Genomic DNA, 14,414 nt, shown 5'->3' with positions numbered 1-14,414 from the left:
GGGGGAAATCACACTCAACATCTCTTCCCGCCCTAAGGAGGGGCGCACTGTTATGTCTCAGACTTTTAAGACACAAGCCGATGTCATGGTCTCCACCGCCGGCCGCGTCGATAACACCAATGACGAAGTCCAAGGCGAGCTCACCCGCCTGCAGGGTGTAGTGGATTCTGTCCGCGGCAGCTGGGCCGGCCAGGCGCAGGTTTCATTCGATAACTTGATGCAGCGCTACAACACCTCCGCGCAGCAACTGCGCGAGGCATTAACGTCGATTTCTGAAAACATCCGCAGCAATGCCCACAACTTTGACAACGTCGAAGCCGAAAACACCCAGGCCTTCTCCAATGTTGGCGGCGGCCTCGCCCTGTAACCCAGCCACCTCCACCAGCAACTTCGAAAGGAACCATTTTCCGCATGTCCGAGATCAAGTACCAATTCGGCGCCATCTCTACTGCCGCAGCTGATATCAACGCTACCTCCGGCCGCATCAACAGCACCTTGGCCGACCTCAAATCCCGCCTCCAACCCATGGTGAGCACCTGGGAAGGTGAATCCGCAGTGGCTTATAACCAGGCGCAGGCTAAATGGGATAAGGCGGCACAAGAACTCAATACCGTGCTGGCAACCATCTCCAAGACTGTGTCCCAAGGCAATGACGCAATGAGCGATGTCAACCGTCGCGCCGCCGCTAGCTGGGGATAATGCACCGTTGGCAACATCTATCTAGCCTGCTTCTTTAATGCGCAGTAGGGGAATCGGGCGGTGCCCGTGCCCGTATCCAATCCGGCAGGAGGCGAACGCAGCCGCCGTCCCCTTACCGCGCTATTTACACAAACCGCCATATAGAACCTCTTTTACCGGTACCTTTTCTTTCTGAGAAGGTACCGGTTTCGGCGTTTTGGTCTTTTGCCCCGGTAGCGGCTAGGATTGTAACCCTATGTGTTCGTTCGTCGGCAAGCAGCTGGCGAAGCGCTTCCCGCAGGTCTCCACCGGCCGCTGTTGGGAAGCGAATGGATGCTTAGCGCTGGCCGGCAGTTCCGAGACAGACTTTCAAGGAGTCATTTTGTCTACTTTCCACCCAAAGAGCGGTGACATCACCCGCAAGTGGTACGTCATCGATGCTACTGACGTGGTGCTGGGCAAGCTTGCTTCCACCGTGGCAGACCTGCTGCGCGGCAAGCACAAGCCACAGTTCGCACCCAACGTTGACACCGGTGACCACGTCATCATCATCAACGCTGACAAGATTCACGTTTCTTCCACCAAGCGCGACCGCGAAATGCGCTACCGCCACTCCGGTTACCCGGGCGGTCTGAAGTCCATGACCCTGGGTCAGTCTTTGGACGCCAACCCGGTCCGCGTTATCGAAGAATCTGTTGCCGGCATGATGCCGCACAACAAGCTCTCCCGCGCTTCCATCAAGAAGCTGCACGTCTTCGTAGGCGATGAGCACCCGTACGCCGGTCAGAAGCCGGAAACCTTCGAGTTTAAGCAGGTGGCACAGTAATGGCTGAGCAGAACATCGACAACAATGTAGCCGAGGCTGCTGACATCGCTGCAGCAAGCGCCGCTACCGAAGAGTTCACCAACACCATCGGTGATTCGTTGGCTAGCGCCAACCCTGAGACCGAGGCAGAGGTTGAGACCGCTGCTCCGGTCCACGAGGGCCCAATCCAGACCGTCGGTCGCCGTAAGCGCGCCGTCGCTCGCGTTCGCCTCGTTGCTGGCTCCGGCCAGATCGTGGTCAACGGCCGCGAGTTCGCTGAGTACTTCCCGAACAAGCTGCACCAGCAGGACATCCTCACCCCGCTTACCCTGCTGGACCGCGAGAACCAGTTTGACCTGAAGGTCACCGTTAACGGTGGTGGCCCGACCGGTCAGTCCGGCGCCCTGCGCCTGGCTATCGCTCGTGCACTGAACATCTACAACCCGGCTGATCGTACCGCCCTGAAGAAGGCTGGTTTGCTCACCCGTGACGCTCGTGCAGTTGAGCGTAAGAAGGCTGGTCTGCACAAGGCACGTCGCGCACCGCAGTACTCCAAGCGTTAATCTCGCTCCTACTGCGCGCGCAAGCGCCATACACTGCCGCTGCTTCCCATTCTGGGAGGCGGCGGCTTTGTCGTTTTATTGCTCTTGGCGATGCCCCTCTCCGGTCAAGTCGGCTAAACCCGCCTGGCCGGCCCTCGATGGCCCCTTAACGCTTAACCGTGCTTCGGGGGTATGAGCGGCCCCGCTGAGGCCGTTGTGAGCCCGTAGACACCGCTATGTGCCGGACTGCGGAGTAGAGAAAAGCCCGCCTCTCATCGCGAAAGCATTAATGCTCAGTGCGATGGAGGCGGGCTAGCGGCAAGGGGAAGGGGAAGGCCGATTAAACAGAGAGACTACTCATCGTCTTCTGCGGCCCTGTCCTTGTTCTTCTTCTGTGCAAAGTCCTTGAGCTCGGCGCGGCGCTCTTCGCGTAGGGCGGCTTGCTCTGCGAGGTATTCATCCGATGCGTTGATGGTGTACCACTCGTGGAGGTATGGATCATCGTTTTCAATTTCGGCGCCGGCACCGTGGTTTTCTGGAACGGCAGAAGAACTGAAGACGAAGTCGCCATTGTGCTCTTGGAGGCCCAAGTGGGTGCCGCGCTCGATGGCAGCATGGGCGTATTTCCTGCGCAGTATTGCGGGGTCGCGTGCCAAGTCTTTGCCCCACGCCACCATGATGCCGATGAGGATGAAGGTAAACGGCAGCGAGCTGGAGACCATGATGGACTGCAGGCCGCTGAGCGCATCCTTGCCGGCAATCAGCAGCAGGGACAAGGAAATGCCGCCTAGGGCAACACCCCAAATTACAGAAATCAATGTTGAGGGGACCGGTCGACCGGATTGGGACATAGAGCCCATGACGTTGGTAGCGGAGTCAGCTGCCGTATTGAAGAAGACCACCACAGCAAGGAGAACGATGACCGTGGTGATGCTGGATAGCGGCAGCGATCTCATGAGATCGAACATCACATTCTCGCCGGAACCTTCAATCTCGATTCCGTCTCCATCCAGGTGGGTCTTGATCGCAGTGGCACCAAAGATGACGTACCAGAAAAGCGACAGGGTGGTAGGCACGAGCATGATGACGAAGACGAATTCGCGAATGGTGCGCCCGCGGGAAATCTTCGCGATGAACATGCCGACGAAGGGCGACCAGGAAATCCACCACGCCCAGTACAGCATGGTCCATGCGGTGACGAATTCCTTCTCCGGTTCACCTTGGGAGGCGGACAGGGACATCATGTCTTCGAAGTGCTTGAAGAACTGCAGCAGGGATGCGGGAATCAGATCCAGAATGTAGAGCGTTGGTCCGGTGATGAGCACGAAGACCGCGAGTCCGATGACCAGGCCCATGTTGATATTGGACAGGATACGGATGCCGCGCTTGATGCCGGACATTGCGGAAAGGATGAAAAGGATGGTGAGGATCGTAATGATCACCACCATGATGCCGTTTCCTTCGAGGGGCTTGCCGGTAAGAATCGAGGTTCCCGTACGGATCTGCAGGGCGCCGATACCCAGCGAGGTCGCCGTGCCGAAGAGGGTGACCAACACTGCGAAAATATCGACGATCTTTCCAAATACTCGGTTATTCGAATCCGTAATGAGGGGTTCAAATAGCGAGGAAATAAGCGGGATGCGGCCGCGTCGATAAGCAGCATAGGCAAGCGCGCCGCCCACCAGCGCAAAGATCATCCACGGCAACGTAGCGTGGTGAAGCACAGCCTGGGCAAAGGCCGGAAGGATGGCTTCTTGGCTGCCGGATTCAACGCCGGAGAGATACGGCGGTGGAGTCAAGAATAGGGCAAGCGGTTCCATCGGGCCGTAGAAAACTAGGCCGATTCCCATGCCAGCGGCAAAGAGCATGGCGATCCAGGCGTTCCGGGAGAAATCGGGCTTGGAATCATCTGCGCCGAGCTTAATTTTGCCGGTTGGGGCGATAGCGATTGTCAGCAGGAATGCCGTGGTGGCAATCATGATGATCGTAAATAGCCATCCAAAGTTCTGGACGACCCACGCCCGCATGGTGCTTCCTGTGCTGGCCAGATTATCTGGGGCGATGATGGCCCACAGGATAACGGCAAATGTAGATGCCAAGGCCACCGCAAAGACCGTTTTATTGGTCTTAAAATCTGCGCGGGTGTTTTCGACACTTACTCCGGGGATGAGGGCTGGATGAATAGCGCGTTCCCCAGAAGCGGCTTTCGCAATGGCTGACCGTGCCTTCTGCGAGGTAGTTTCAGGTGACTTGTCACCTGAAGATCTAGGTTCGTTCATCGTTGATCCTCTCTAAGGCAAAAGAGTGAAGTATAACCTAGCTAATAATTTCATATAAATGCCGGAAAGTACGGCTTAAAGCAAATTTCGCTTTTCGCCACAAGCACATTTTTCGTGATGTTGGTTACCCAACTGGCCTGCTTGCCGATGCCCAAACATGCAACCGATGGGTCCTACAAGGCATAATTGACTGCATGACTCGACTATTTGGAACCGATGGAGTTCGCGGCCTCGCGAATAAAAAGCTGACTCCCATTTTGGCCTTGACGCTGGGACAAGCGGCTGCAGAGGTCTTTACTGCGCAGCGCGAATCTTATGAGCGCCGCCCCTTGGCAATCATCGGCCGTGATCCCCGCGTATCGGGTGAAATGCTCGATGCCGCTATCGCCGCAGGCTTGGCGTCCCGTGGCGTGGACGTTGTGCGCGTGGGGGTGCTTCCTACCCCAGCCATCGCCTTTTTGACGGATGATTATGGTGCGGATCTCGGCGTGATGATCTCTGCCTCCCACAACCCGATGCCAGATAATGGCATTAAATTTTTCTCCGCTGGCGGTAAGAAATTGCCGGATAGCGTGGAAGATGAGATTCAGGCTGCGATGGATAACCTCGTTGAGGAAGGCCCAACGGGCACCAAGTTGGGTCGCATTATCTCGGAGGCCCCTGATGGGCGCGAGCGCTATTTAGAGCACCTCAAGGATGTTGTATCCACTGACTTAAGCGGCATCAAGGTGGTTGTGGATACGGCCAACGGCGCGGCGTCGAAAGTCGCTCCCAGCGCCTATGAAGCAGCAGGCGCTGAGGTTATCCCGATTTACCACCGGCCCAATGCCTTTAATATCAACGAGAACTGTGGTTCTACCCATATTGAAAAAGCCCAGGCAGCGGTGCTCGAGCACGGTGCCGATTTGGGCCTTGCCCACGATGGCGATGCGGACCGCTGCCTCGCCGTCGATGCCGAAGGCAACGTGGTCGATGGCGATCAGATCATGGCGTTGCTCGCGGTAGGGATGAAGGAAGACAATGACCTGCGCTTTAATACGCTCGTCGCCACGGTTATGTCCAACCTCGGCCTGACCCTCGCCATGGAAAAGCAAGGCATTGAGGTCCGCCACGCGGCAGTGGGCGATCGCTATGTGCTTGAAGAGCTCCACCGCGGCGATTTCTCCCTGGGCGGCGAGCAGTCTGGGCACGTCGTGCTTCCCGATGACTCCACTACCGGCGATGGCACCCTCACCGGCCTTTCCATCATGGCGCGCATGGCCAAGTCTGGAAAGAGCTTGAAGGAACTGGCCTCCGTCATGACCGTATTGCCGCAGGTGCTCATCAACGTTCCGGTATCCAATAAGGCCGCGATCATGGATTCTGCCGAGGTTAAGCAGGCCATTGTGGAGGCAGAAGAGGAGCTCGGGGAGACCGGCCGCGTGCTGCTGCGCCCCTCCGGCACCGAAGAACTGTTCCGCGTCATGGTGGAAGCAGCCGAAGAGGAGCACGCCCGCAAGGTGGCAGGTAGGCTTTCTGCCGTCGTCGCCTCGGTGTAGGCAGTTAAGAAAATAAGAAGTATTGGGGAACCATTTGGTATAAACCCCAGTCCAATGAAGGTGAGCACACTTACCGCATATGGATTTGGGGATTTATACCGATGTCTGAGGTTTTCCTTCGCCCTGCAGAGGCGATGACAGCACTACAACAAGCTATAAGCGCCAATGATGAACAGCGCCAAGCTCACCGCGCCGACGTTCCAGACTTTCCTATTGCGGCGGCTGGGCGAAATTTCTCCGGGCACGGGGAACGCATCCGCAGCATCCTCGCGCGCATTCATGACAATGGAACGTGGCGCTTAGACAATATCTCTGCCACAGGTCAGGCAGCGCACGACCAGATGCGCGCATTCGTCACGTACGATGTCGGCTTTAGCCGCTCCTTTGCAGGAGAGAGCGGAAAGGCCGTGGACTAGTGAGTACGCTGACTAAATCGCTTTTAGGGGATTATTCCGCCGCCATTTCGCAGTTCCAATTGGCCTGCCTGGGACATTACTCCGGTCCCAGCATGCCATTGGGGCTTCTAGGTGAGCTCATCAGCGCGGTAGATGGAATCGCCCCACAAAACATACTGCGCCATACCATCTCCGCGGTGGGAGGAAATCTCCCGCACGGCGGAGGGAAGGGGCTTGCGGATTTCCTGCGCACGGATGACTCTGACGTTGCCCATGGAACCTTGCGCGAGCACCTGACGGGCATTCAAAAAGACTTTGATATCCACCGCGATGAAGGCAATCAACTTACTGAGTCTGCCAAGCAATGCTCGGGCGCTATTTCCGATGTCGTCGATACCTCCGACACCGCACTGACCGAGCTGATTTCCGCGGTCATCCCACTGCTCAATATCTTGTCCATGGTGGCAACCAGGCACCCGCTGGCCAAGTTTATTATTCCCATCGTCTCCACCATTGGTGCGAAAATCATCGATGACACCAATGACTCCATCGCCAGCACGTGCCGAGACCGCGATGATGCCATTGAATCCTGTTACGACGAATTCGAATCCCGGTGCGAATGCGTCTGCGATCGTCCTCTGCCTGAGGAATGCCCCGAGCCAGCAGAGACCGAGGAGGATTCCTGCCCACCACCGGTGGAAAAGTGCCCAGACACGCCAGACCCCACGCGGCCGATGCCCAATGGCGGGGGCGACACCGCCTCCAACCCGCCACAGCCAGCGCAACCAACGCAGCCCGCATCCACCGCTGAATGCCCGCCCAAGCCGGAGCCGATGCCGGAACCAAAGCCAGATCCGAAACCGGCACCACAACCAGATCCAAAGCCAGCACCGGCCCCACAGCCACAACCCGCGCCCGATCCGAAGCCGGCACCCGACCCGAAACCAGCACCGGCACCGCAGCCAGCACCTGAACCCACACCTGAGCAGCATTCTTCCGAGTGCCAGTGCCAACAGTGCCGCGGTTCGGTGAACAATGATCCTCGACCGACCGAATCCACGACCACGCCGGCGCATGCGGACCCAGATCCAGAGCCCGAACCAGAACCGAAACCACAAGATTGCCCACCGGAACAACAGGAACAACCCGCACCTCAGCCGGAGCCCGACCCGGTCCCTGAGCCTGTGCCGGAGGATTCTGAGTGCGAAGAGGAACCAACAGCACCGGCTGCAGTGGAAGAAGATGCAGCTTGTGACATCGAGTCCTCCTGCAGCGGCAGCTTGGGAATCGTCGGCGCCGGAATTGCTTTGGTGGGTGTAGGCCTCATCATTGAGGGCGCTGCAGAGTGCCTAGAAAACATCGCGGATGCTGATTGCCCGGCCCCGCAGCCGGAACCTGTGCCTGAGCCAGAACCCGAGCCCGCACCGGAGCCTGAGCCGGAACCTTGCCCTGAACCAGAACCAGAACCGGAACCCGAATCGTGCCCAGAACCTGAGCCTCAACCCGAACCCGAGCCTGAACCGTGCCCGGAAGACGGAACGATTGAGCCGCCTCCGGAGCTTTCCCAGGTGGAAGAGCCTGCCCCGCCTCCAGAAAAGGTACAGCATCTGCAGTCAGCAGAAGCCGCTGGAGCTGGAGCATCTGCGCCAGAGCCGCAGCCTCAACCTGAGTCCGCACCAGCACCAGCGCCGGCACCGGCACCTGAACAGCCACCGGCCCCAGCCCCGGCACCGGCACCTGCTCCCGAGGCTGATCCTCAGCCCGATCCAGAGCCACATACAGATGAACCACCCGTGACTGCACGAAAGGCAGGGCAGTGGTAATGAATAACGATTTTGCAGAATTCGCGCAGGGATTTCGCGAGCGCACCGCGCGCCGCATGTTGGAATTTGAAAAAAGCCTGGCGAAGGCCCAAGACGAACTAGAAAAGTCCACGGCCAAGGCCGTGCAACAGGCCAAGAATGAGCAGCATGGGGGAAAGGAAGGTGATGCGATGGGGCATCGGCAAGCAGCTGCTGGAACGTGGCGCCGCGGTGGCAGAAGCGGCCAAAATGGTGCTGCCCCAACGCGTGTCAATAACGCATCGGGGCAGGTGAAATCTGTGCTGCGACGTGGATAGGTCTAATTCAGCGAGTTAGCTTTTAGTCATCGCGGGCAACGCCGGCGCGCTCGGCCAGTTCGTCGCCAGTAAAGCTTTCTACCTTCTTCGCGCTCGCCTCAGGATCCGCAAAGCCATCGTAGGCGGACTCGCCGGCAAGGGTGGAGAGCAAGAAACCTGTGACGAGGCCACGGGCAATTTCGGTGGGGCCAGATTGGAAGGCACCGGAACCGATGGCCAATTTGCGGAAGCGATCTTCGCTAAAGCCAGCCTGCGTGCCCTTGTCGATGGCCCGGAACGCTACCTGGCCGTGCCAGTTATAGGCCAGCTTGGCGGGGTTTCCGGCATTGAAAATGTCATCGCGACCAGAGCCAATGACCAAGCCTGGCGTATCGAGGCTGCGGGCGGCCTCGACGGCGGATGGGGCGGTCACGGCGGGATAAATAGCCGCGACGGCCTTGACCTTCGGGTTATCAACCGCGCTCAAAACCGCGGTGCCGCCGCCCATTCCGTGGCCGATCATGCCGAGCTTGCCCGGCGATACGGTGATATTGCCGGTTCCGAGTTTTACCCCAGCGGCGATCTGCAACGCAGATTCCATGTCTGCAGACAGGTTGCGGTGGTCAGGGAACATGCCGGTCTCAGAATTGGGGGCGACCACGACGATGCCCCAGCTGGCGAGGTGGCGCAGCGTGGCGTGGTAATCCTTGATTTTGTGCATCCAGTCGTGGCCAAAGGCGACGGCGGGCAGGCCTTGGCCTTCCGCAGGGGTATAAACCTTGCCGGTAATACCCGCATAATCGAGGTCGCCAACCAGCACGCGGTTGCGGCCACGCTTCGATAACGTTCCGAGGTGTTTATTCAAATTCGCAGACACGCATTCTAGGATAGATGAAGATCCCCCCGTGCTGGTGGCAAGGGGTAGCGAGTGGCACATGCGGGGGATTCACGGAGGCCATAAGGGGTGCGCGGCGCCGAAGTTATATGGGTTGCCTTACTTGCGCGGCGGCGAGAAGGCGGGCGAAAATGTGTACTAGGTAACATTTTCTATGCTTCTCTGGGAAGGCAGGTCGCCGCATATGACTACCGGCACCCTCAAGATCGACCAATTATTTCCGCAGGATGGTCCGGAGGTAAAGACCGGCATCATCGACCGGGTGGCCTATGCCTCCGATGCCTCGCACTACCTCTACACACCGAAGGCCGTTATTGAAGCGCGTTCAGCAGAACACGTGGCTGCCATACTCAAAGCGGGGCGGCAGCATGGCATTCCGGTGACCTTGCGCTCGGGCGGCACCTCCTTGGCCGGCCAGGCCTCCGGCGAGGGGTATCTGGTGGATGTGCGCAAGCATTTCCGGGGCATAGAAGTCCTCGATGACGGCAAGCGGGTGCGCGTGCAGCCAGGGGCAACCGTGCGCCAGGTCAATGCGCGTTTAGGGCTGCGCAACCGCAAGCTCGGCCCGGACCCGGCCAGCGAGGCGGCCTGCACCATCGGCGGCGTGGTGGCGAATAATTCCTCCGGCATGGCCTGCGGCACCGAGTTTAATACCTACAACACCTTGGAATCGCTGACCTTTGTCTTGCCTTCTGGCACGGTGATCAATACTGCGGACGCGGATGCGGACCAGCAATTCCAGGCGCAGGAACCCGAGCTGGTGGATACGCTCATCCGCCTGCAGCGCCGCGTGCGCGATAACCAGGAATCAGTAGATATCATCCGCCGCCACTTCCTACTGAAAAATACTATGGGCTACGGGCTTAATTCCTTCCTGGATTTTGATAGCCCCGTCAAGCTTTTTGAGCACCTCTTGGTTGGCTCCGAAGGAACGCTCGCGTTTATCGCGGAAGCGGTCTTTCGTACCGTGCACATCTCTTCCCTCACGACGACTACCGTGGCGGTCTTTAATAATCTCTCCGCCGCTACGACGGCATTGCCTTCCCTGGTGGAGACCGGTGCCGCCACCCTGGAGCTGATGGATTCTGCCTCCATTCGCGTGGGCCAAGGCTTTGATAAGGTCCCGCAGGCCATTACCGGTTTCGATGTGGATTCACAGGCCGCGTTGCTCATCGAGTACCAATCCGATGACAAGGAAGAGCTGCGGGAAAAAGAGAACAAGGGCTCGTCCCTTTTGCGGGAATTGGACCTGCAATCGCCGGCGGAGTTTTCTGCCGATATTCCCACCCGCACCGCCGCGTGGAACTTCCGCAAGGGCCTGTATGCCCAAGTGGCAGAAGCGAGGCCCTCAGGAACCACGGCGCTCTTGGAAGACGTTGTGGTGCCGGTGGGGGATTTGGCCGATACTTGTTCCTCCTTGCAGGAGCTTTTTACCCGCTATTCTTACGACGATGCGGTCATTTTCGGCCACGCGAAAGACGGCAATATCCACTTCCTTCTAACGGACCGCTTCGAAGGCGATAGCGCCATTGGCCGTTATAACAACTTCAATGAGGAAATGGTGGACTTGGTGCTTTCGGCAGAGGGAAACCTCAAGGCCGAGCACGGCACCGGCCGCGCCATGGCCCCGTATGTGCGCCGCCAGTACGGCGATGAGCTTTACGAGGTCATGCAGTTGCTCAAGCGCGCCTGCGATCCCGCCGACACGATGAACCCAGGTGTCATCTTGGACGATGACCCCGATGCACACATTACAAATATCAAGCTCAACCCCACGGTGGAAGAAGAAATCGATCCGTGCGTTGAGTGCGGCTATTGCGAGCCGGTGTGCCCGTCGAGGGATCTCACCTTGACTCCGCGCCAGCGCATCGTGGTGCGCCGTGCCCGCCAGCGGGCGCAGGAAAATGGCGATACGCACTTGGTTGCAGAACTCGATGAGGCTTATGAGTACATGGGCATCGATACGTGCGCCGTGGATTCCATGTGCTTAACCGCCTGCCCGGTGGGCATCGATACCGGCAAATTCATCAAGAAGCTGCGCCACGAGAATGCCGGGGCCACAGAAGAAAAGGTCTGGTCCGCTGCCGCCAAGAATTGGCAGGTAACCAGCCGCGGTGCCGCAACGACGCTGACCGGCGCGCACATGCTGCCGGCTCAGCTGGTGACGAAGGTTACCGACGTGGCCCGCTCGCTCATCGGCCCCGATACCGTGCCGGGATACCAGCCGGAGCTCGGCAAGGGCGGCAAGTCCCGCGAGCGCCTGGCCGGGCGCGTGGGTGATCGCTACGCTGAAACCTCGGGAATCTACCTTCCAGCCTGCGTAAACTCTATGTTCGCCCCGCAAGGCGAGGGCATGGGTGCAACGGAAGCCTTCATTACCGTCTTGGAGCGGGCGGGGATCGCGCTGGAGGTGCCTAAGGGCATAGAAAAGCTCTGCTGCGGAACGCCATGGTCCTCAAAGGGCATGCGCAAGGGTCACGACATCATGGAGCAGCGCGTGCGCGAGACCGTCATGGAGGCCACGGATAACGCCTGCCTGCCCGTGATCGTGGACGCGTCCAGCTGTACCGCGGGTTTTCAGGAGATGCTGGAATCCATCGGCATCACCGTCATCGATGCGCTGAGCTTCACCGCCGATACGCTGCTGCCGCGCCTCGAGACCACCCAGCCGGTCGATTCCATGACGATTCACCCGACCTGTTCGGCGTTCCAGCTTGGCATGATGGGAGATGTAGAAAAGGTCGCCCGAGCCGCAGCCACGGAGGTACACATCCCCACCGCCTGGAATTGCTGCGGTTATGCCGGCGACCGCGGCATGCTCCACCCAGAGCTCACGGAGTCCGCCACCCGCGCCGAGGCCGCCCAGGTCACGGAGCTGGGCGCGCAGTATCACGCCTCTACCAACCGCACGTGTGAGCTGGGCATGACCCGCGCCACCGGCGAGGATTACCACCACGTCCTTGAGATGCTGGAGCGCGCCACGCGCTAGCAGCCCGGTGGGGAAGGGGCGCGGCTGCTTGCCGATGCCCCCGTCTTCTTCCGCGCCCCAGTCAGCCGCAGGGCGGGAGGGCTGCTCACCGAGGGTGCGAAAACTAGCGGTGGGCAGGCCAGTTTCCAGTAACTATAAAAGGCCCGAATAAGTGTGCGGCCATAAATAACAGGCCCTAGTCCAACCCCCGGTTCGTGTTGACCAATGAGGTAGGATTCCTTTTTATGTGTGGAATTGTTGGATATGTTGGTCACGCTAGCGGTGACCGCGAATACTTCGCTCTGGATGTAGTCGTGGAAGGTCTGCACAGACTGGAATACCGCGGCTATGACTCCGCTGGTGTGGCGATGTACGCCGATGGGGAGATTAGCTGGCGGAAGAAGGCGGGCAAGGTTGCTGCCTTGGATGATGAGATTGCAGCGCGTCCGCTGCAGGATTCCGTTTTGGGAATCGGGCACACCCGGTGGGCCACGCACGGTGGTCCGACCGATCTCAATGCGCACCCGCACGTCGTTGACGGCGGCAAGCTGGCCGTGGTGCACAACGGCATCATCGAAAACTTCGCGGAGCTGCGGACCGAGCTCTTGAATAAGGGCTACAACTTCGTTTCTGAAACCGATACTGAAGTTGCCGCTGCGTTGCTTGGCGATGTTTTCCACAATGACGCCGCAGGTGACCTCACCAAGGCAATGCAGCTGACCGCTAAGCGCCTCGACGGCGCGTTTACCCTGTTGGCCATTCACGCTGACCAGCCGGATCGCATCGTTGCCGCCCGCCGCGATTCGCCCCTAGTCATTGGTTTGGGCGAGGGCGAGAACTTCTTGGGCTCTGACGTATCGGGCTTTATTGATTACACCAAGTCCGCAGTGGAAATGGACAATGACCAGGTAGTCACCATCACTGCTGACGATGTCGTCATTACTGACTACGACGGCAACCCCACTGAAGGCAAGGCCTTTGAGATCAAGTGGGATGCGGCCGCCGCTGAAAAGGGTGGCTTTGATTCCTTCATGGAAAAGGAAATCCATGACCAGCCTGCCGCCGTGCGCGATACCTTGCTCGGCCGCTTTGATGAGCAGGGCCAGCTGACCCTAGATGACTTGCGCATCGATGAGTCGGTCTTGAAGTCCATCGATAAGATCATCGTGATCGCCTGCGGCACGGCGGCCTATGCCGGCCATGTGGCGCGGTACGCCATCGAGCACTGGTGCCGCATCCCCACCGAGGTTGAGCTCGCCCACGAGTTCCGCTACCGCGATCCGATCGTCAATGAGAAGACCTTGGTCGTGTCATTGTCCCAGTCCGGCGAGACCATGGACACCTTGATGGCCGTGCGTCACGCACGCCAGCAGGGTGCGAAGGTCATCGCTATCTGCAATACGCAGGGCTCGTCCATTCCGCGCGAATCCGATGCGGCGCTGTACACCCACGCTGGTCCCGAAATCGCTGTGGCCTCCACCAAGGCTTTCTTGGCGCAGATTACCGCGACCTACTTGCTGGGCCTGTACTTGGCACAGCTGCGCGGCAATATGTTCTCGGATGAAATTCAGGGAGTACTTGCTGAGCTTCGCAATATGCCGGACAAGGTACAAAGCGTCATCGATGAAGAACAGCAGGTAGCTGGCCTGGCTAACTCCATGAAGGATGCGGAATCCGTGCTCTTCCTGGGCCGCCACGTGGGCTTCCCGGTTGCCCTTGAAGGCGCGCTGAAGCTCAAAGAGATCGCATACCTGCACGCCGAAGGCTTTGCCGCCGGCGAGCTCAAGCACGGCCCGATCGCGCTGATTGAGGAGGGCCAGCCGGTCTTCGTCATCGTGCCCTCCCCGCGCGGGCGCGATTCGCTGCACTCCAAGGTGGTGTCCAATATCCAGGAAATCCGCGCCCGCGGTGCCATTACCATCGTGATCGCAGAAGAAGGCGATACCGCGGTAGAGGATTACGCTAACCACGTCATCCGCGTGCCAAAGGCGCCGACATTGATGCAGCCGCTCCTTGCTACGGTGCCCCTGCAGATCTTTGCCGCACACGTGGCAAAGTCCAAGGGCTACGACGTTGACCAGCCGCGCAACCTGGCTAAGTCCGTGACCGTGGAATAACCTTCCGGCGATTCTGGCCCCTTTCTCGTCCTTTTTGCACAGGTGGGAGAGGGGTCTTACCCATATCTGCGGTAAATTCAGCGCGCGGGTAGAAAGTGG

12 protein-coding genes are annotated in these 14,414 nt (G+C 59.0%); 10 read left to right on the top strand and 2 right to left on the bottom strand.

From position 1 onward, the window contains the following. Positions 1-52: 52 nt before the first annotated feature. From ABRP84_RS01335 to rpsI, 4 genes are all read left to right on the top strand, one after another. Positions 53-367: a WXG100 family type VII secretion target gene (locus tag ABRP84_RS01335; RefSeq protein WP_005277114.1), complete on the top strand. Its 315-nt coding sequence runs from the start codon at positions 53-55 to the stop codon at positions 365-367. 44 nt (positions 368-411) lie between these two features. Then, positions 412-699, top strand: coding sequence for a WXG100 family type VII secretion target (locus ABRP84_RS01330; protein WP_349852268.1), 288 nt, complete (start codon positions 412-414; stop codon positions 697-699). A 361-nt stretch (positions 700-1,060) separates the two neighbouring features. Then, entirely contained in the window at positions 1,061-1,504 is a 444-nt protein-coding gene (gene rplM, locus ABRP84_RS01325; protein WP_126318309.1) for a 50S ribosomal protein L13, read from the top strand. After that, positions 1,504-2,046, top strand: coding sequence for a 30S ribosomal protein S9 (gene rpsI / locus ABRP84_RS01320; protein WP_349852266.1), 543 nt, complete (start codon positions 1,504-1,506; stop codon positions 2,044-2,046). The genes rplM and rpsI overlap by 1 nt, the downstream gene beginning before the upstream one ends. A 332-nt stretch (positions 2,047-2,378) precedes the next feature. On the opposite strand, the gene ABRP84_RS01315 is transcribed toward rpsI, so the two are convergent. Next, the gene (locus tag ABRP84_RS01315) at positions 2,379-4,304 is read right to left on the bottom strand and encodes a BCCT family transporter (protein ID WP_023025247.1); all 1,926 of its coding nucleotides are present in this window, start codon (positions 4,302-4,304) and stop codon (positions 2,379-2,381) included. A 194-nt stretch (positions 4,305-4,498) separates the two neighbouring features. Here ABRP84_RS01315 and glmM point away from each other — a divergent pair, with 194 nt between their 5' ends. From glmM to ABRP84_RS01295, 4 genes are all read left to right on the top strand, one after another. Then, positions 4,499-5,842 (top strand): phosphoglucosamine mutase, encoded by a 1,344-nt coding sequence (gene glmM, locus ABRP84_RS01310; protein WP_349852264.1) that lies wholly within the window; start codon positions 4,499-4,501, stop codon positions 5,840-5,842. A 101-nt stretch (positions 5,843-5,943) separates the two neighbouring features. Continuing rightward, positions 5,944-6,258: a hypothetical protein gene (locus ABRP84_RS01305; protein ID WP_349852262.1), complete on the top strand. Its 315-nt coding sequence runs from the start codon at positions 5,944-5,946 to the stop codon at positions 6,256-6,258. Further along, entirely contained in the window at positions 6,258-8,060 is a 1,803-nt protein-coding gene (locus ABRP84_RS01300) for a hypothetical protein (RefSeq protein WP_349852260.1), read from the top strand. Before ABRP84_RS01305 ends, ABRP84_RS01300 begins: the two co-directional genes overlap by 1 nt. Next, positions 8,060-8,356, top strand: coding sequence for a hypothetical protein (locus ABRP84_RS01295; protein ID WP_349852258.1), 297 nt, complete (start codon positions 8,060-8,062; stop codon positions 8,354-8,356). Before ABRP84_RS01300 ends, ABRP84_RS01295 begins: the two co-directional genes overlap by 1 nt. A 22-nt stretch (positions 8,357-8,378) precedes the next feature. Here the strand turns inward: ABRP84_RS01295 and ABRP84_RS01290 are convergent, their stop codons facing one another. Then, on the bottom strand, positions 8,379-9,212 hold the full coding sequence (locus tag ABRP84_RS01290; protein ID WP_349852256.1) for a dienelactone hydrolase family protein: 834 nt from the start codon (positions 9,210-9,212) through the stop codon (positions 8,379-8,381). 202 nt (positions 9,213-9,414) lie between these two features. Between ABRP84_RS01290 and ABRP84_RS01285 the strand changes: the two genes are divergently transcribed. Beyond that, positions 9,415-12,219 (top strand): FAD-binding and (Fe-S)-binding domain-containing protein, encoded by a 2,805-nt coding sequence (locus ABRP84_RS01285; protein ID WP_349852254.1) that lies wholly within the window; start codon positions 9,415-9,417, stop codon positions 12,217-12,219. Between the two features lie 224 nt (positions 12,220-12,443). Further along, on the top strand, positions 12,444-14,315 hold the full coding sequence (gene glmS, locus ABRP84_RS01280; protein WP_349852252.1) for a glutamine--fructose-6-phosphate transaminase (isomerizing): 1,872 nt from the start codon (positions 12,444-12,446) through the stop codon (positions 14,313-14,315). The last annotated feature ends 99 nt before the right edge of the window (positions 14,316-14,414 follow it).

Source organism: Corynebacterium sp. KPL2861, assembly GCF_040225475.1.
Lineage (GTDB): Bacteria > Actinomycetota > Actinomycetes > Mycobacteriales > Mycobacteriaceae > Corynebacterium.
Note: the sequence above shows the minus strand (reverse complement) of the source record. Positions and strands in the feature narration are given on the sequence as shown.

Excerpts from the sequence above, each read along its gene's own strand:
- ABRP84_RS01335 (WP_005277114.1), top strand. The coding sequence starts at position 53 with ATGTCTCAGACTTTTAAGACACAAGCCGATGTCATGGTCTCCACCGCC.
- ABRP84_RS01330 (WP_349852268.1), top strand. The coding sequence starts at position 412 with ATGTCCGAGATCAAGTACCAATTCGGCGCCATCTCTACTGCCGCAGCT.
- rpsI (WP_349852266.1), top strand. The coding sequence starts at position 1,504 with ATGGCTGAGCAGAACATCGACAACAATGTAGCCGAGGCTGCTGACATC.
- ABRP84_RS01315 (WP_023025247.1), bottom strand. The coding sequence starts at position 4,304 with ATGAACGAACCTAGATCTTCAGGTGACAAGTCACCTGAAACTACCTCG.
- glmM (WP_349852264.1), top strand. The coding sequence starts at position 4,499 with ATGACTCGACTATTTGGAACCGATGGAGTTCGCGGCCTCGCGAATAAA.
- ABRP84_RS01305 (WP_349852262.1), top strand. The coding sequence starts at position 5,944 with ATGTCTGAGGTTTTCCTTCGCCCTGCAGAGGCGATGACAGCACTACAA.
- ABRP84_RS01295 (WP_349852258.1), top strand. The coding sequence starts at position 8,060 with ATGAATAACGATTTTGCAGAATTCGCGCAGGGATTTCGCGAGCGCACC.
- ABRP84_RS01285 (WP_349852254.1), top strand. The coding sequence starts at position 9,415 with ATGACTACCGGCACCCTCAAGATCGACCAATTATTTCCGCAGGATGGT.
- glmS (WP_349852252.1), top strand. The coding sequence starts at position 12,444 with ATGTGTGGAATTGTTGGATATGTTGGTCACGCTAGCGGTGACCGCGAA.